The organism is Paenibacillus sp. JT22N15, assembly GCF_059383755.1.
Map to the genome: position 1 here is coordinate 315,385 of NZ_JBXENV010000008.1, position 15,654 is coordinate 331,038.

General features: G+C 49.3%; 17 protein-coding genes and 1 other annotated feature. Of the genes, 13 read left to right on the forward strand and 4 right to left on the reverse strand.

From position 1 onward, the window contains the following. Positions 1–50: 50 nt before the first annotated feature. From sigG to AC50X8_RS18045, 10 genes are all read left to right on the forward strand, one after another. Positions 51–833, forward strand: a complete 783-nt coding sequence (gene sigG, locus AC50X8_RS18000; RefSeq protein ID WP_056041617.1) for an RNA polymerase sporulation sigma factor SigG — start codon at positions 51–53, stop codon at positions 831–833. A 273-nt stretch (positions 834–1,106) separates the two neighbouring features. Next, positions 1,107–1,385 carry a YlmC/YmxH family sporulation protein gene (locus AC50X8_RS18005; protein ID WP_046230423.1) on the forward strand — a complete coding sequence of 93 codons (279 nt, stop codon included), beginning with the start codon at positions 1,107–1,109 and terminating at the stop codon, positions 1,383–1,385. Positions 1,386–1,469: 84 nt separating this feature from the next. Beyond that, a complete protein-coding gene (gene pgeF, locus AC50X8_RS18010) occupies positions 1,470–2,273 on the forward strand; it encodes a peptidoglycan editing factor PgeF (RefSeq protein WP_494880720.1) in 804 nt (267 codons plus the stop codon). Positions 2,274–2,278: 5 nt separating this feature from the next. Next, positions 2,279–2,995: a YggS family pyridoxal phosphate-dependent enzyme gene (locus AC50X8_RS18015; RefSeq protein ID WP_056041613.1), complete on the forward strand. Its 717-nt coding sequence runs from the start codon at positions 2,279–2,281 to the stop codon at positions 2,993–2,995. A gap of 3 nt (positions 2,996–2,998) precedes the next feature. Next, on the forward strand, positions 2,999–3,454 hold the full coding sequence (locus AC50X8_RS18020) for a cell division protein SepF (RefSeq protein WP_046230426.1): 456 nt from the start codon (positions 2,999–3,001) through the stop codon (positions 3,452–3,454). A 7-nt stretch (positions 3,455–3,461) separates the two neighbouring features. Further along, positions 3,462–3,737 carry a YggT family protein gene (locus tag AC50X8_RS18025; RefSeq protein WP_494861762.1) on the forward strand — a complete coding sequence of 92 codons (276 nt, stop codon included), beginning with the start codon at positions 3,462–3,464 and terminating at the stop codon, positions 3,735–3,737. A gap of 27 nt (positions 3,738–3,764) precedes the next feature. Beyond that, complete coding sequence (locus tag AC50X8_RS18030) at positions 3,765–4,553, forward strand: YlmH family RNA-binding protein (RefSeq protein ID WP_056041611.1); 789 nt, start codon at positions 3,765–3,767, stop codon at positions 4,551–4,553. Positions 4,554–4,640: 87 nt separating this feature from the next. Next, complete coding sequence (locus AC50X8_RS18035) at positions 4,641–5,138, forward strand: DivIVA domain-containing protein (RefSeq protein ID WP_046230429.1); 498 nt, start codon at positions 4,641–4,643, stop codon at positions 5,136–5,138. Between the two features lie 68 nt (positions 5,139–5,206). After that, positions 5,207–5,503 (forward strand) — a binding site (T-box leader). 90 nt (positions 5,504–5,593) lie between these two features. Next, positions 5,594–8,683, forward strand: coding sequence for an isoleucine--tRNA ligase (ileS, locus tag AC50X8_RS18040; protein ID WP_494861755.1), 3,090 nt, complete (start codon positions 5,594–5,596; stop codon positions 8,681–8,683). Positions 8,684–8,830: 147 nt separating this feature from the next. After that, positions 8,831–9,178 carry a DUF5665 domain-containing protein gene (locus tag AC50X8_RS18045; RefSeq protein WP_099520895.1) on the forward strand — a complete coding sequence of 116 codons (348 nt, stop codon included), beginning with the start codon at positions 8,831–8,833 and terminating at the stop codon, positions 9,176–9,178. A 124-nt stretch (positions 9,179–9,302) separates the two neighbouring features. Here AC50X8_RS18045 and AC50X8_RS18050 read toward each other — a convergent pair whose 3' ends face one another. After that, complete coding sequence (locus AC50X8_RS18050) at positions 9,303–10,004, reverse strand: TraR/DksA C4-type zinc finger protein (RefSeq protein WP_494861753.1); 702 nt, start codon at positions 10,002–10,004, stop codon at positions 9,303–9,305. 161 nt (positions 10,005–10,165) lie between these two features. Here AC50X8_RS18050 and lspA point away from each other — a divergent pair, with 161 nt between their 5' ends. The 3 genes from lspA to AC50X8_RS18065 all read left to right on the forward strand — a co-directional run bounded on the left by lspA (position 10,166) and on the right by AC50X8_RS18065 (position 13,010). After that, on the forward strand, positions 10,166–10,690 hold the full coding sequence (lspA, locus tag AC50X8_RS18055; RefSeq protein WP_056041605.1) for a signal peptidase II: 525 nt from the start codon (positions 10,166–10,168) through the stop codon (positions 10,688–10,690). Further along, complete coding sequence (locus tag AC50X8_RS18060; RefSeq protein WP_494861750.1) at positions 10,671–11,648, forward strand: RluA family pseudouridine synthase; 978 nt, start codon at positions 10,671–10,673, stop codon at positions 11,646–11,648. Before lspA ends, AC50X8_RS18060 begins: the two co-directional genes overlap by 20 nt. A 126-nt stretch (positions 11,649–11,774) precedes the next feature. Beyond that, complete coding sequence (locus AC50X8_RS18065) at positions 11,775–13,010, forward strand: LL-diaminopimelate aminotransferase (RefSeq protein ID WP_056041601.1); 1,236 nt, start codon at positions 11,775–11,777, stop codon at positions 13,008–13,010. A gap of 58 nt (positions 13,011–13,068) precedes the next feature. On the opposite strand, the gene AC50X8_RS18070 is transcribed toward AC50X8_RS18065, so the two are convergent. The 3 genes from AC50X8_RS18070 to AC50X8_RS18080 are packed head-to-tail and all read right to left on the reverse strand — an operon-like array spanning position 13,069 to position 15,651. Then, positions 13,069–14,178, reverse strand: a complete 1,110-nt coding sequence (locus AC50X8_RS18070; RefSeq protein ID WP_056041599.1) for a GerAB/ArcD/ProY family transporter — start codon at positions 14,176–14,178, stop codon at positions 13,069–13,071. A 23-nt stretch (positions 14,179–14,201) separates the two neighbouring features. Continuing rightward, positions 14,202–14,441, reverse strand: coding sequence for a hypothetical protein (locus AC50X8_RS18075; RefSeq protein WP_056041597.1), 240 nt, complete (start codon positions 14,439–14,441; stop codon positions 14,202–14,204). Between the two features lie 4 nt (positions 14,442–14,445). Next, positions 14,446–15,651: a Ger(x)C family spore germination protein gene (locus AC50X8_RS18080; protein WP_056041594.1), complete on the reverse strand. Its 1,206-nt coding sequence runs from the start codon at positions 15,649–15,651 to the stop codon at positions 14,446–14,448. Positions 15,652–15,654: the final 3 nt, after the last annotated feature.

The following is a 15,654-nucleotide window of genomic DNA, read 5'->3' on the forward strand; positions in this document are numbered from 1 at the left end:
CGTCCGAGGAGATAATGAACATTAATGTTTCTCCTTGGGAGGTAATCACGTTGGCACGAAATAAAGTCGAGATCTGTGGAGTGGATACCGCAAAACTGCCTGTCCTGACAAATGTTGAAATGCGGGAGCTGTTCACCGCTTTGCAAACCCGCAATGAGTGGGCAGCCAGAGAGAAATTGGTTAATGGCAACTTGAGGCTTGTGCTCAGTGTCATTCAACGGTTTAACAATAGGGGAGAGTTTGTAGACGACTTATTCCAGGTCGGCTGCATTGGACTTATGAAGGCGATAGATAATTTTGATCTTGGCCAGAACGTCAAATTTTCCACCTATGCTGTCCCGATGATTATCGGGGAAATCCGCCGTTATTTGCGCGACAATAACCCGATCAGAGTATCTCGTAGCTTGCGGGATATCGCTTATAAAGCGCTGCAAGCCAGAGACAGCTTGACGAATCAAAATTCGCGCGAGCCGACGATTTTTGAAATTTCCGAAATGCTGAATGTTCCAAAGGAAGATGTTGTGTTCGCGCTTGATGCGATTCAGGACCCGGTATCGTTGTTTGAGCCGATTTACCATGATGGCGGCGATCCGATTTATGTCATGGATCAAATTAGCGATGACAAAAACAAAGATGTGTCGTGGATCGAGGAAATCGCGCTCCGCGAAGCGATGCATAAACTGAATAATCGGGAAAAAATGATTTTGTCGATGCGGTTTTTCGAAGGCAAGACGCAAATGGAGGTCGCCGATGAAATCGGCATCTCGCAGGCTCAAGTATCACGCCTAGAAAAGTCGGCGATCCAGCAAATGCAGAAGTATGTCAAGACGTAGACGCTCGAGACAAAGATGACGAGCTGCGTGGAAGGTTTGGCTTTCACTCAGCTCGCCTTATGGGAAGCAGGCCGGACATTGATGTCCGGTCTTTTTAATGTCTTTATGCCCGCCGGATGCTGCTAAAAGTAGTTATTTTGCGAAAGAGGACATTTTGGGCGCGTCTTACATATACTGATATAAAAGAGTGCACAGCTAGGCGGAGCAGGGCAGTACAGCATGCCCGGTCATAAAAATGGTTATTCATCCCGCTGGAAAAGTGGTGAGCAGACGATGAAGATATCTGATTTTCAGACGAAGGATGTCATTAATATTGTGGATGGCAAGAAGCTTGGGCATATTACCGATTTGGAGCTGGATTTGAGGCAGGGACGCATCGATTCCATCGTGATTCCGCAGTATAGCCGCTTTATGGGGCTGTTTGGCGGGCCAGGCGGCGAGGTCGTCATTCCTTGGCGCAACATTGTGAAAATTGGGGCGGATGTAGTGCTCGTACGTATGGATGAAACGAAGCAGCGCCTGGAGGAAGAGGATTTGCACGCAAGAGGATAACAGGGTAAACTGCATAAAGAGGTGATGACCCGAATGGAAGCTTTTAAGTGGAATCATTCAGCGAAGAATCCTTCGCTTTTTTTGTTGTCTAATTGGATGGATGAAAATAATCAGCTGACAGCCGGGTTTACCGGCCGCGATGGCGGTGTAAGCGCCGCGCCTTGGGCGACGCTGAATATGGGGCTCCATGTCGGCGATGCAGATCGCGACGTTATTCACAACCGCCAGCAGGTTGCTGATGCGGTCGGCTTTCCCTTCGAGGCGTGGACCTGCGCGGAGCAGGTGCATGGCGCTGATGTATATAAAGTAACCGAGCAGGACGCTGGGCGGGGCAGGGAGTCCCGCAGCGATGCGATTGCGGATACCGATGCCCTGATGACGGATGTGCCGGGCATTTTGCTCGCTTCCTTTTATGCCGATTGCGTGCCGCTTTATTTTTATGATCCGGAGCATCAGGCGGTAGCGCTTGCCCATGCGGGCTGGAAAGGGACCGTTGCGCATATTGCCAAAGTGACGCTTGAGGCGATGGCCGCGCAATATGGCACTAGAGCGGACAATGTGCGTGCCGCTATCGGCCCGTCGATTGGCGGCTGCTGTTATGAGGTCGACCAAACGGTCATTAGCAAGGTGCTTCCTTTGCTCGAATCCTTCGAGCTGAGCGGCGAAGAAGCGCGTAATTCGCTGATAAAGCTGCTGCCAAATGGCAAGGCGATGGTCGACTTGAAAGAAATTAACCGTCAGATTATGATAAAAGCAGGAATTATGCCGATCCATATCGAATTAACACAGTGGTGTACTGGCTGTCGTCAGGATCTGTTTTTCTCCCACCGGATGGAGGGCGGCAAAACAGGACGAATGGCCAGCTGGATTGGGATTGCAAAGAGGTGACGAAATTGGAGAGCTCATTAACAGAGCGGATAGCAAATGTACAGCGCCGGATCGATGCAGCATGCGAGAGAAGCGGTCGTAAGCCGGAGGATGTGAACGTTATTGCGGTGACTAAATATGTATCGCTCGCTACAGCTGTTCAGGCGTTTGACGAGGGACTTCGCCATTTAGGCGAAAACCGCTTTCAGGACGCGCTGCCCAAGTGGGAAGCGATTAGCGGCGAAACAGCCGAAGGAGGCGATGGACAAGCCATCTGGCATTTCATCGGTTCGCTGCAGACGAATAAGGTTAAAGATGTCATAGGGAAGTTTACATACATTCACTCGCTGGACCGCTTGTCGCTTGCACAGGCAATCGAGAAGCGAGCAGCGCAGCTTGGCGTGCAGGTGCCCTGTATGATTCAGGTTAATGTATCGGGCGAAGACTCCAAGCATGGCCTTGAACCGGAGCAGCTCCCGGAGCTTCTGGAAGCGATTAAAGGCTTTCAGTATGTACAGCCGGTAGGCTTAATGACGATGGCGCCTTATGAGGCTGAAGCTGAGCAGACCCGGCCTGTGTTCCGCGCTTTGCGGGAGCTGAGGGATAAGATGAATAGGGCAGTGGCTTTGAACGCTCCGCTGACGGAACTTTCCATGGGCATGTCGAATGACTTTGAGGTCGCGATTGAAGAAGGCGCAACGTGGATTAGATTAGGAACGATACTAGTTGGAAAAGAGGGATGACGAATGGGCGTTATGAATAAGTTTATGAATTTTCTTGGTTTGCAGGAGGAAGAAGAGATCATTGAACGGGAAAGAAGCGCGCAGCCGGAGGAGCCAGACCATGAAATTGAAACCTCTCCGTTCGAAGCACGTAAAAATACAAAGGGCAACAACATCGTAAGCATACATTCGCAGAAAAATGTACGAGTTATCTTAAGCGAGCCGCGCTCCTATGATGAGGCGCAGGATATTGCCGATCATCTGCGTTCGCGCCGTGCCGTCATTGTGAACCTGCAGCGTGTGCGTACCGATTTGGCGCTTCGCATTGTTGATTTCCTCAGCGGTACAGTGTACGCTTTGGGTGGCAATATTTCGAAGCTCGGCCCGAACATTTTCCTATGTACGCCGGATTCGGTTGAAATTCAAGGGTCGATTACGGAAATGATGGCAGAGGACAATGAATACTCCAAAATGAGGTGACCACCGATTGTTTAGTAGTGTATCAGGGCTCATTATGAACCTTCAAAGTATTTACAGCTTTATGATTATTGGTTATGTGTTAATGTCGTGGTTGCCCAATGCGCGCGAAAGCTTTATTGGCGTATTTTTAGGCAAGCTGGTTGAGCCGTACTTAGGCATTTTCCGCCGTTTCATTCCACCGATTGGCGGCATGATTGATATTTCCCCAATCGTAGCGATTTTTGCGCTTCGTTTTGTGGCAATGGGGCTCATTGCGGTAGTAGGCTTTATACTGCCGGGCTAGATTTCAAAAGTTAGGAAGGGAATTTCAATGAAATTACCTATATATGACCATTTCCACCCGGACGAGAAGCCATTCGTTGACCGGGCGTGGGAATGGGTGGAGCGGTCCGCACAGCAGCATGAGCTGAAGCGGACCGATTTTTTGGACCCGAGACAGGCTCAGATCGTTCAAAGCCTCGTCAATCGCCATCCGGATGTGGAGCTGCGGCTTGATGGCGGCTACCCTGAGGCAGAGCGCTGCCGGGCGATTATTGGGCCGGATTACCGCGATCTGGATCAGGAGCTTGCCGCAATTGCTGTGCTGGAGGTACAGGTCAGCGGTCCGGGCGGGACAAGCCAGCAGCTCGATCATGGCGATTACCTTGGCGCCCTGCTGGGCCTTGGCATCAAGCGTGACCGGGTAGGGGACATTCATGTCCATGAAACTTTCGCTCACATTATGATGACGGAAGATATTGCGGATTATTTGAACGTTCACTTAAGGCAGGTGCACCGTGCGAGCGTATTGACCGAAATCATTCCACTGTCTTCCTTGTCGCCAGTCGTGCCAGAGCTGCAGGAAATGAGCTTTACAGTGGCTTCGATGCGGGTAGACGGTATTGCAAGCGATGTGCACCGGATCAGCCGTACAAAAATTGTAGATCCCATTCGCGCCGGCAGATGCCGGGTGAACTGGAAAACGGTGGAAGACCCGTCCGAGCAGCTGCGCGAAGGCGATGTCGTATCTATAAAAGGGTTGGGCCGATTTAAAGTTATGGAGGCGGATGGCGTGACGAAGAAAGGCAGAATTCGGCTGAAGGTGGGCAAATTTATTTAGCCCAATTGCAGGATTTTGCTGGCGGTTGTCGAATCCTTTCCACAGCAAATGTTTTCCGGTATGGAAATAAGTCGAGGAGGTGCGCCGATGCCGTTAACGCCATTGGACATACATAATAAGGAATTTGGTCGCCGGTTGCGCGGCTATGACGAGGATGAGGTCAATGAATTTCTTGACCAGGTCATTAAAGATTATGAAACGATAATCCGCGAAAATAAGGAGCTGCAGAACCAGATCCTTAATATGCAGGAGAAGCTGAACCACTTCTCGAACATCGAAGAGACGCTGAGCAAGACGATTATCGTCGCACAAGAGGCGGCTGACGAGGTTCGAAACAATGCGAAGAAGGAAGCGCAGCTGATCATCAAGGAAGCGGAGAAAAATGCGGATCGCATTATTAATGACTCGCTGAGCAAGTCGCGCAAAGTATCGGTTGAGGTTGAGGAGCTGAAGAAGCAGGCATCGATCTTCCGTGCACGGTTCCGTACGCTTGTGGAAGCGCAGCTGGAACTGCTGAGCCAGGACGATTGGAGAACGCTTGATCCAGGCCAGCATCCTGAGCTGGAGCAGCTTTCCCGAGGTTAATCCGCACAACACGAATTGACAACGGGGCGACGATACGCTATAAATAGGATTAATGATTGTTCAGATGTGAAACTTCGTTGACGAGAACGAGTATGTATCGTGGCTTGATCCCCAGAGAGTCGTTGCTTTGCTGCAAGACGACGTTCAAGCAGTTACAGAATATCATCTCCGAGAAGCGGCGCCGAAACTTTTCCTAACCAGCTATTGTAGCTGTATGGCAGAAGGAGTAAGGGCCGACGGTCCGTCCTCCGTTACAAGGACCGTGGATGCTAAGGCATTCACGCCAAAGGTGCCGTCTTTTAGGCTGCTTATGCAGCGACATTGACGGAACAAGGGTGGTAACGCGAGCAAGCCTCGTCCCTTCTACAGGGGCGGGGCTTTATTTTTTTGAAAATATAAGCCTGTATAAGTTTCATTCTTATAAAGGGCTTCTAATTGTCGGGAGGAATTTGAAGATGCAACGTGTAGATGTGAAGGAAAAAGCAAGAACGCGCGAGCTTCGCGTATTAAAGCAGTGGGCGGATAACGATACGTTCAAAAAGTCGATTGAAAACCGTGAAGGCAAACCGAATTTCGTGTTTTATGAAGGTCCTCCGACCGCTAACGGCGCGCCGCATATCGGCCACGTGCTGGGCCGCGTCATTAAAGATTTTATTTGCCGCTACAAAACGATGTCCGGCTACCGCGTCGTTCGCAAAGCGGGCTGGGATACGCATGGCCTTCCTGTAGAGCTTGGTGTTGAGAAGCAGCTCGGCATTTCCGGCAAGCAGGAGATCGAAAATTACGGCGTAGAAGCTTTTATCAAAAAATGCAAGGACAGCGTCTTTGAATATGAGAAGCAGTGGCGCGAGCTGACCGAGGGCATCGCTTATTGGACAGATCTTGACAACCCGTACATTACGCTTAAAAACGAATATATCGAAAGTGTATGGCATATTCTCTCGACGATTCATAGCAAGGGCTTGCTGTATCGTGGTCACCGCGTAAGCCCATATTGCCCGTGCTGCCAAACGACACTGAGCTCCCATGAGGTTGCTCAAGGGTATGAGGACGTTAAAGATTTGAGCGCAACGGTCAAGTTTAAGCTTGCGGACACTGGCGAATCCGTGCTGGCGTGGACGACTACGCCTTGGACGCTGCCGGCAAACGTAGCGCTTGCTGTTCATCCGGAGCTCGAATACGTTCGTGTAGCAAGCAATGGCGAAGTATTTATCGTCGCTAAAAACCTGGTAGAGAGCGTATTTAAAGAGGAGCACGAAGTGCTGTCCTCGCTTAAGGGCTCCGAACTGGTTGGCCAAAGCTACGAGCCGCCATTCCGTTACGTTGCCGTTTCCAATGCGCATAAAGTCATCGCTGGCGATTTCGTAAGCGATACGAGCGGTACAGGTATTGTACACATTGCGCCGGCGCATGGTGAGGATGACTATAGAGTGGCACGCCAAAACGGCATCAGCATGCTGAACGTCGTGAACAATGCAGGCCGTTATGTCGATGAAGTGACAGACCTTGCTGGACGCTTCGTCAAAGATTGCGATGTCGACATTGTGAAAATGCTTAGCGAGCGCGGCCTGCTGTTCTCGAAGGAGCGTTACGAGCATAGCTATCCGTTCTGCTGGCGTTGTAAATCGCCGCTCTTGTATTATGCGACAGAAAGCTGGTTCATTGAGACGACGGCCGTTAAAGATCAGCTGATCGCTAACAACAATGGAGTAGACTGGTACCCAGGCCATATCCGCGAGGGACGCTTCGGCAAATTCCTTGAGGATTTGGTGGACTGGAACATCAGCCGCAACCGCTATTGGGGAACGCCGCTGAACGTATGGATTTGCGAAGCGACGGGCAAGCAATATTCGCCTGGCAGCATTGCCGATCTGCGCGAGCGTGCGGTTGGCGACGTGCCGGAGGACATTGAGCTGCATAAGCCTTACGTCGATGAAATCAAGCTGAAATCGCCGTTTGCCGAAGGCGCAATTATGACGCGTACGCCAGAAGTGATCGATGTATGGTTCGACAGCGGCTCCATGCCGTTTGCGCAGCATCATGTTCCTTTTGAAAATGCGGAGCGTTTCGCGGAGCAGTATCCGGCGGATATGATTTGCGAAGGCATCGATCAGACGCGCGGCTGGTTCTACAGCCTGCTTGCGGTATCGACGTTATACAACGGCAAGGCGCCGTATAAAGCGGTTATTTCGACCGGCCATATTTTGGATGAAAATGGTCAGAAAATGTCCAAATCCAAAGGCAATGTTATTGATCCTTGGGAAATCATCAACGAGTACGGCACGGATGCTTTCCGTTGGGCGCTGCTTGCGGATAGCGCACCTTGGAACAGCAAACGTTTCTCGCGTTCGATCGTGGGCGAAGCAAAATCGAAGGTCATTGACACGATTGTCAATACGCATGCCTTCTATGCGCTGTATGCAACCATCGATGGCTTCGATCACAAAACACACGAAGAGCGTCATTCCGCGAATAAGCTGGATCGCTGGATCGTATCGCGTCTGAACAGCCTGATCAAGACGACTGTGAAAGGCCTTGACGGAAATGACTTCCTGAATCCGGCGAAGGCGATTGAAATTTTCGTTGACGAGCTGAGCAACTGGTACATCCGTCGTTCCCGTGACCGTTTCTGGGGCAGCGGCCTGACCGAGGACAAAATCAATGCCTATCAAACGCTGCGTCATGTGCTGCTGACACTGGCACGCGTCATTGCGCCATATGCCCCGCTTCTTGCGGAAGACCTCTATGGCAACCTTGGCGGCGGAGAAAGCGTCCATCTCGCAAACTATCCTACAGCAGACGAGTCCGCTATTGACCTAACGCTAGAGCAGGATATGGAGAGCGCGAAGCAAATCGTCGAGCTTGCCCGCAACGTTCGCAACGAGACGGGCATCAAGACGCGTCAGCCGCTGTCTGAGCTGATCGTGTCCCTTGACCGTGAGTTTGACGTGGCAGGCTATGAGGAAATCGTGAAGGATGAAATCAATGTCAAATCAATCGTCGTGCAAAACAGCGATAGTGGATTTGTGGATTTCACGCTTAAGCTGAACCTCAAAGTGGCTGGTAAAAAATACGGCAAAAACGTTGGTCCGATTCAGGCTCACCTGAAATCGCTAACGGCCGACGAAACGCGTGCCGTTATAGCGCATGGCGCGCTCGCTATGGCTGTGGATGCGGAAGAGCTGTTCATTCCTGTCGAGGAGCTGCTCGTTGAGAAGCAAGCGAAATCCGGTTTTGCGTCCGCTTCTGGCGGCGGTATTACCGTAGCCTTGAATACGGACATTACGCCTGAGCTGGAGCAAGAGGGCTGGGTGCGCGAAGTGATCCGTGCGGTTCAAGATACGCGCAAAAAGCTGGATCTGCCAATCGAGAAGCGCATTGACCTTGTGCTGAGCGTCGATGAAGGATTGCGCACAGCGCTTGAAGCGTTCAGCCATGTGCTGGAGGAAAATGTACTGCTGAGCAGCGTTTCCTATGAAGAGCTTGAAGGCAGCGAACGGGTCCAATTGGGCGAGAAGGAAATTGGCATTTTGATCAAAGGCTAAAGCCAGGGCGCGAAGAAAATTGTGCCAAGCTTGTTTTATTCAGCATAAGAAAAAGGCGTTTAAGGATATAGTATAAGGAGCAAATAAAAAACGAGCATAGCTTATGCTCGTTTTTTCCTTATTTTTATGCCTGGGAGGGATGCTGAGATGAAAGAGCTGGAGCGTAAGCCGATTCGTTCCGTGAAGGAAGAGCAGTCGCTCGAACATACGCTGAGCAAGCTGGATAGCAGGCTGAGCAAGATAGCGGCGGAAATGGAACGTACGCAAATAGCCGAATATGTGGATTTGCTTAATCGGCCAATCAGCCTCATATGGCGCAATGTGCTTGCTGGCTTGGCGAGAGGCGTCGGTATCGCGATTGGCTTTACTTTTTTTGCAGCGACGATTTTGTATGTATTGCAAATTTTAGGGGCGCTCAATTTGCCGATTATCGGCGACTATATTGCGGATATCGTGCGCATCGTTCAGATTCAGCTGGAAGGGAAAAACTATTAGGCAGTAGGTTACATACATTGACAAAGACAAACGCTCCGTTATTTATTCATAATGCTGGCCTTATAAGAGCAGGGGCCTTTTTATGAACAAATAACGGAAGCTGCTGTCTATGAGCGAAACGTATTTAACGGTCCTGCTCCAAATGGTGGTCGCCTTCATTGCTTTCCATATAACGCTTATATTGTGAATTATGAATAATGGACACATGGCGCCCGGTAATATCGGTGGCAACGAAGCTTTCAAGCTGCTCTACAAAACCTTCATTTTCCTCGGAGGCCGAGCCAATATGCTCATAATCGGTTGCTTCGCGGTTGTCAGACATGGCCGGGGAGTCGGAGTTGCCCCATTGCTCGACAATTTGCCACGCATCTTCGCCGTCGAAGCCGGCCCAGCCCGTGTAGGCTTTTTCACTGGAATAGCCGTAAGGCATTTGAATCGTCTCTTCCTCAATTGGACGCTGCGCGTCCAGATCTTGCCGCGGAGCATGGTCCAGGCAATATAAGCAATCTGGAATGGCTTCCAGCCGTTCATAAGGAATAGGCTCCTTGCACACAATGCAGGAACCGTAGGTCCCGTTTTGAAAAGCTTCCAGCGCCGCATCAATTCTGTACAAATGCAGCTCCTCCTGCTCCAGCAGGGCAATGTCTTTGCTGCGCTCGAACATATCAGTTCCGGAATCCGCTGGGTGATTGTCGATTGTTGAAAGATCGCTGTTATTCGATTTCCATCCCGTAGCAAGGCCATAGTGGCCGTTATGCTCAAGTCGTTGTTCAATGTCTTGCTTGTCCGATATTAACCGAGCATGCAGCTCGCTTAGCTGTTCCATTGTAGGCAGCCTCATGTCAGGCACCGTCCTTTGCGCATTTAGTCCTCCGCACTGCAGAGGCTGGCTCATTCCATATTGACTATGCTACAATAGCTTGGGACATATGACGGAATGTTATGCAGACGGAAAGGCCTTGCATGCACAACGAAAGGAGAAAGTAGATGCGTTATTACTACTACTGGATCGCTTTATTCGTATTTGTTGTAGATTTTATAACGAAGAAAATAATTGCGACACAGCTGAACCTGGGTGATTTGATTAGTGTAATTGGCAATTTCTTTTACATTACATCGCACCGCAACAAAGGGGCTGCCTTTGGTATTTTGCAGGAGCAGCGTTTATTTTTTATCGTCATTACGATTGTTATTTTAGCCGCGATTATCTGGTACATACAAACGACTCGGAAGCTCGGCAAAGTATGGTTGTTAACAGGTCTTGGACTTGTGCTTGGCGGAGCGTTCGGCAATTTTCTGGACCGGGCGATGTACGGCGAAGTTGTCGATTTCCTGCTGTTTAATTTCGGCAGCTATTCGTTCCCGATTTTTAACGTCGCTGATTCGGCGATTTGCGTAGGTGTCGCATTGATATTAATTGATGCCTTGCTGACCTCGAAGCAGGAGAAGCAGGATCAAATGAGAAGTGAAGAGGATAAGGAGTCTAACCCGAATGAGCAGCAAACCGTTTGATGAGCAAGAAATAGAGCAAGAGTTTGAACTGGAAGAGCAGGAGCAAGTTGGTTTTGTCATTGACGAGGATCAAGCTGGCGAACGTCTGGACAAAGTCGTAACCGAAGCGATGGATGATCCGTCTATATCGCGCACGCAAGTGCAGGAATGGCTTAAGGTCCAAGCTGTAACGGTAAACGGCCAAACAGGCAAAAGAAATTATAAAGTTGCCGCGGGCGACGTTATCGTCGTTACGATTCCCGAGCCGGAAGAGGCTGTCATTGATCCTGAAAATATACCGCTTGATATCGTCTATGAGGATAGCGATGTCATCGTCATTAACAAACCGCGCGGACTAGTCGTTCACCCCGCACCGGGCCATTCATCGGGCACCGTTGTCAACGCGCTCATGTATCATTGTAAAGACCTGTCGGGCATTAACGGCGTACTTCGTCCCGGCATCGTCCATCGCATTGACAAGGACACCTCAGGACTGCTGATGATCGCGAAAAATGATTTGGCTCACGCTTCGCTCGCTGCGCAGCTGAAGGACCATTCGATAACGCGCAAATATATCGGTTTGGTGCATGGCAATTTGCCGCATGACCATGGCACGATTGATGCGCCAATCGGCAGAGATACGAATGACCGTAAAATGTTTACAGTCACGGAGCGCAACAGCAAGCATGCGGTTACGCATTTCATGGTTATCGAGCGTATTGGGGAAGACTATTCGCTATTGGAGCTGCAGCTTGAGACAGGGCGCACGCATCAAATTCGCGTCCACTTAAAGTATATTGGCTATCCGCTGGCAGGCGATCCGATGTATGGTCGCAACAAGACAGTAGCGCTTAAAGGACAAGCGCTGCATGCGGCAGTGCTTGGCTTCAAGCATCCGCGCACAGGCGAGCTCATGCATTTCGAAGCGCCGATTCCCGGCGATATGAACCATGTATTGAGCGTACTGCGCGGCCGATAAGCCGGGCTGGAGTGTCCTTGCACTTGGCGGAGCAGTATCGCGAAAATACAAACTTTTGGGCAAATCCTTTATTAAGTCTCGGGGAAAAGTAAGCTATTCTAGTAGTTAAAGGATTGGTGATAAATAATGACGAACATTAATCATAATTACCAGGAGCTGCAAGGCAGCTATTTATTTTCCGAGATTGCAAAGCGTCGCACCCAGTTTATTAAAGAAAACCCGAATGCCGAAATTATTAGCTTAGGGATTGGCGACGTTACGCGGGGGTTGCCGGAAGCGGTTGTTAAAGCGATGCACGAAGCTGTGGACGAGCTGGCTGTACCAGGCTCATTCCGCGGATACGGCCCGGAGCAAGGGTATGACTTCTTGATTAACGCCATTATCGAGAATGATTACAAAGCACGCGGCGTCGATATTCAAACGAACGAAGTGTTTTTGAGCGATGGCTCAAAATGCGACGTCGGCAACATTCAGGAGATTTTTAGCCAAAACAGCATCGTAGCGGTTCAAGATCCGGTGTACCCGGTTTATGTGGACACGAATGTTATGGCTGGACGCTCTGGCAAATACAATACAGATTCGAAGCGTTATGAAAATATCGTTTACCTAGAGTGCACAGCGGAAAACAACTTTACGCCAAGCCTGCCAGACCGCAAGGTGGATCTGATTTACCTATGCTACCCGAACAATCCGACGGGCATGACGCTTTCCCGTGAGGAATTGCAAAAATGGGTTGACTACGCAAAAAGCAACAATTGCATCATTTTGTACGATTCGGCTTATGAAGCTTTTATTCAAGAATCGGATGTGCCGCATAGCATTTATGAAATCGAAGGCGCGAAGGAAGTTGCAATCGAATTCCGCAGCTTCTCCAAAACAGCAGGCTTCACAGGCGTTCGTTGTGCTTACACCGTCGTTCCACGCGAGCTGAAAGGCTTCGATGACAACGGCAAGGAAGTATTGATCAATGATCTGTGGAACCGTCGTCACACGACGAAATTCAACGGTGTGTCTTACGTCACTCAGCGCGGCGCAGCAGCAATCTACTCGCCAGAAGGCAAAGAGCAGATTAAAGCACTGGTGGACTACTACATGACGAATGCGAAAATCATTCGTGACGGTCTTGCTTCGATTGGTCTTGAAGTATTTGGCGGCGTTAACGCGCCGTACATTTGGCTGAAAACACCAAACGGCCTCGATTCATGGGCCTTCTTCGACAAGTTGCTTTCGGAAGCGAACATTGTGGGTACGCCGGGCGTCGGCTTCGGACAAAGCGGCCAAGGCTACTTCCGCCTGACTGCATTTGGCAGCCGTGAAAATACGGAAAAAGCGGTTGAACGTATTCGCAAAATGTCGCTGTAAGCCACACGGATAAATGGCTTGCATAACATATGCCATAAGACAAAAAAGCTTCGCAACCTCAGGTTGCGGAGCTTTTTTTCTTGAATTTTTTCTTCATATAATAGATGGAAACGAGCAGTGCCGGAAGTATAAAGCCATGGGTGAAATCCCAGTCGATCCAGTAGGGAACAATCGTTTTGACATAATACAAAAGATTGGGTGCAATCATCATGGCCAGACCAAACATGAGGAAGGAGGTTGGAACGATGAGCGGTTTGAAGGTAGAGAGCCTCAGCAGCTGCGCCGTTCCGATCGAGAAGGCGTAAAAATAAAGCACGGTTTTGAAGAAGGTTGAAATGACCCAGGCAGTAGCTATTAAAGCTTCAATACGCTGAAGAAAAGCCCCGATATTGATTTTTTGCGTCAGCACATAAGTCGAATAAATATTATGCTCGGTAAAATAAGCGCCGAGAACCGTCAAGGAAATAAACACGAGCAGGAAAAGCAGCAGTGAAGCGCATAAGGCCGAGATAAGCACATCCTTGTTTCGATGAGCTGGTTTGGAGGCATAGGGGAAAATCATGAGAAAGGAGCATAATTCCCCGAACGGATAAACGCTGAACATCATCGTAGCATGAGCGAATGACGGCCCTTCCGAGCCAAAATAGGGCTTTAACCGTTCTAAATCCATTTGCGGGATCAGACAGACAATTAAAGCTAAACAAATAAAAATAAACAGTGGCAGCAAGATTTCGGCGCTTCGGGCAATCGACTCAATGCCATTCCATACGCCCCACATGAGGATCAGCACGAACAAGAGATGGATGTAGCGAATAGGTGTACTCAGGAACAGCTGAGTTGTCAAAAAGTCTCCAACCTCACGGATGAAGGTTGAGCCAGCCAGCAGGAAAAAGAGCAAATAGGCGCAGCTGAGCAGCGCCCCCAGCCATTTTCCGAGAATACGGTCATTGATTTGAACTAGATTGAGCTTTGGGTAAAAGCTGCTCAAATGGAGAATCAGCCAAAGAATAAGCAACCCGATAGGTATGCCGAACAGGGCGGCGATCCACCCATCCTGCTGCGCGTAGCCCGCAATAATAGCAGGTATGATCAAGATCATATCGCCAACAGCGGCTAAAAAAACAAGCACGGCCAGCTGTCTTGCGCTAATTCTTCCTTTTTCCAGCATGGCATAGTGGCTCCCTTCATAGTTTAAGGTCGGAACATTCGATCGAAAAATTGATTTACGGGCTCATAAATCGTAATTAACGCATTAAGCGGGCTTGGCACAGGCTGCACATTTGCTGCGTAAATGCTGAAGGTGGTTCCGGCACTGAGCAGCAGAAAATAAGCAAAAGCCTCTCGTTTCAGCTTTTTTTTGATTAAAGCGGGCATTTGAATCATCCCGAAGGAAATAGCGACACATAATACAATGAGCGTTGGCAGTGACATTGGTTTACTCCTTTATATCCTGTAAAATAGAATCGTCGAGCATGCCGACCCCTCGCAGTTGAACATGAACTTCGTATTCTATCTTCAGTCTTGGGAACTCCTCATCCCAATGATCGCGTAATTGCGCCCACTGCTTGGGATTATTTCGGCTAATATTCAGACCAAATCCAAAAATGTCGGATTTAAAACGCTTTTGAACAGTTTTTACAGATTCTTTCATAAACATTTCGATTTTTTCGCTGCCCTCCTTCTCAATGATTTTGAGGTCATCCTGACTAGAGATTGGCACGGTACAAGCATCTCCCATGATGCTGGACATATTGTTGACTTTAATGTGGATAACCGGCTTTCCGTCTACAATTTTGGAGGTAACATCGGTCTGGCTGCGCAGTACCTTGATGTTTAGCTTGTCTTTATGGTCCGGGCAAGGTAAGTTTCCCGTCGTACTTTTTATATTGTTTGTAATATAGTTATAGCCTTTGCTTTCCTGCTCGTTCATCCAGCCAAGCAGCCTGTCCTTCTTGAGCACTGCCATGCCAGTATACGTCAAATTCGCTGCGGGCTTAATTGTCGTCAAATTATCCTTATTTCCACCGTGCTGCTTATCACCTATAATTTGGACGCCAGTCAGTACAGGCTCCACTCCGTCGCTAATCATTTTCTCCAATAAATCGTCAGAGGCGGTAGTAATAGTAGGTGCCCATGTTTTTGCGGAATTTTGCAGGGAAAGGAACAGGTTATTGGCTGGAATGGTTTCCAGCGGGGTTAAAATATTCAAAATTTCCGAAGCTTTCGAATGGCGTGCAATCATCACATAATAGTCTGGCCGGATTTCCGGATGCCGCAAAAAAGTTTCCAACTCATCGGCAATGCCCATTCTAGCGACCGCTTCGCTGAAAATAAGTACGCGAATATGGGACATATAGCTAATCCGTGGGTTAATCAGGCTCATTTTATTAATCGCTTCGAGGACGGTGGGCGCGCTCGCTTGGTACAGCGTTACGGGCGTTGTCGTGCTTTTTCCGGAATTGGATGCTACTTCCGATGGGACGACGATCTGGCAGGATACTTCCAGCATATTGTTCTTTCCCTTATCGATCGCCATAGCAAGAACGATGCCAAGTTCGTTCATTTCCTGACGGTCCCAGCAGCCGGTTATCAACAGCAAAATTAAAGCGGCAGCCAACAAGGAAATACCTGTTCTTTTCATGCG

Coding starts and splice junctions, on each gene's coding strand:
- AC50X8_RS18005 (WP_046230423.1), top strand. CDS start 1,107: ATGAAGATATCTGATTTTCAGACGAAGGATGTCATTAATATTGTGGAT.
- AC50X8_RS18020 (WP_046230426.1), top strand. CDS start 2,999: ATGGGCGTTATGAATAAGTTTATGAATTTTCTTGGTTTGCAGGAGGAA.
- AC50X8_RS18030 (WP_056041611.1), top strand. CDS start 3,765: ATGAAATTACCTATATATGACCATTTCCACCCGGACGAGAAGCCATTC.
- AC50X8_RS18035 (WP_046230429.1), top strand. CDS start 4,641: ATGCCGTTAACGCCATTGGACATACATAATAAGGAATTTGGTCGCCGG.
- ileS (WP_494861755.1), top strand. CDS start 5,594: ATGCAACGTGTAGATGTGAAGGAAAAAGCAAGAACGCGCGAGCTTCGC.
- AC50X8_RS18045 (WP_099520895.1), top strand. CDS start 8,831: ATGAAAGAGCTGGAGCGTAAGCCGATTCGTTCCGTGAAGGAAGAGCAG.
- AC50X8_RS18050 (WP_494861753.1), bottom strand. CDS start 10,004: ATGGAACAGCTAAGCGAGCTGCATGCTCGGTTAATATCGGACAAGCAA.
- lspA (WP_056041605.1), top strand. CDS start 10,166: ATGCGTTATTACTACTACTGGATCGCTTTATTCGTATTTGTTGTAGAT.
- AC50X8_RS18060 (WP_494861750.1), top strand. CDS start 10,671: ATGAGCAGCAAACCGTTTGATGAGCAAGAAATAGAGCAAGAGTTTGAA.
- AC50X8_RS18065 (WP_056041601.1), top strand. CDS start 11,775: ATGACGAACATTAATCATAATTACCAGGAGCTGCAAGGCAGCTATTTA.
- AC50X8_RS18070 (WP_056041599.1), bottom strand. CDS start 14,178: ATGCTGGAAAAAGGAAGAATTAGCGCAAGACAGCTGGCCGTGCTTGTT.
- AC50X8_RS18075 (WP_056041597.1), bottom strand. CDS start 14,441: ATGTCACTGCCAACGCTCATTGTATTATGTGTCGCTATTTCCTTCGGG.
- AC50X8_RS18080 (WP_056041594.1), bottom strand. CDS start 15,651: ATGAAAAGAACAGGTATTTCCTTGTTGGCTGCCGCTTTAATTTTGCTG.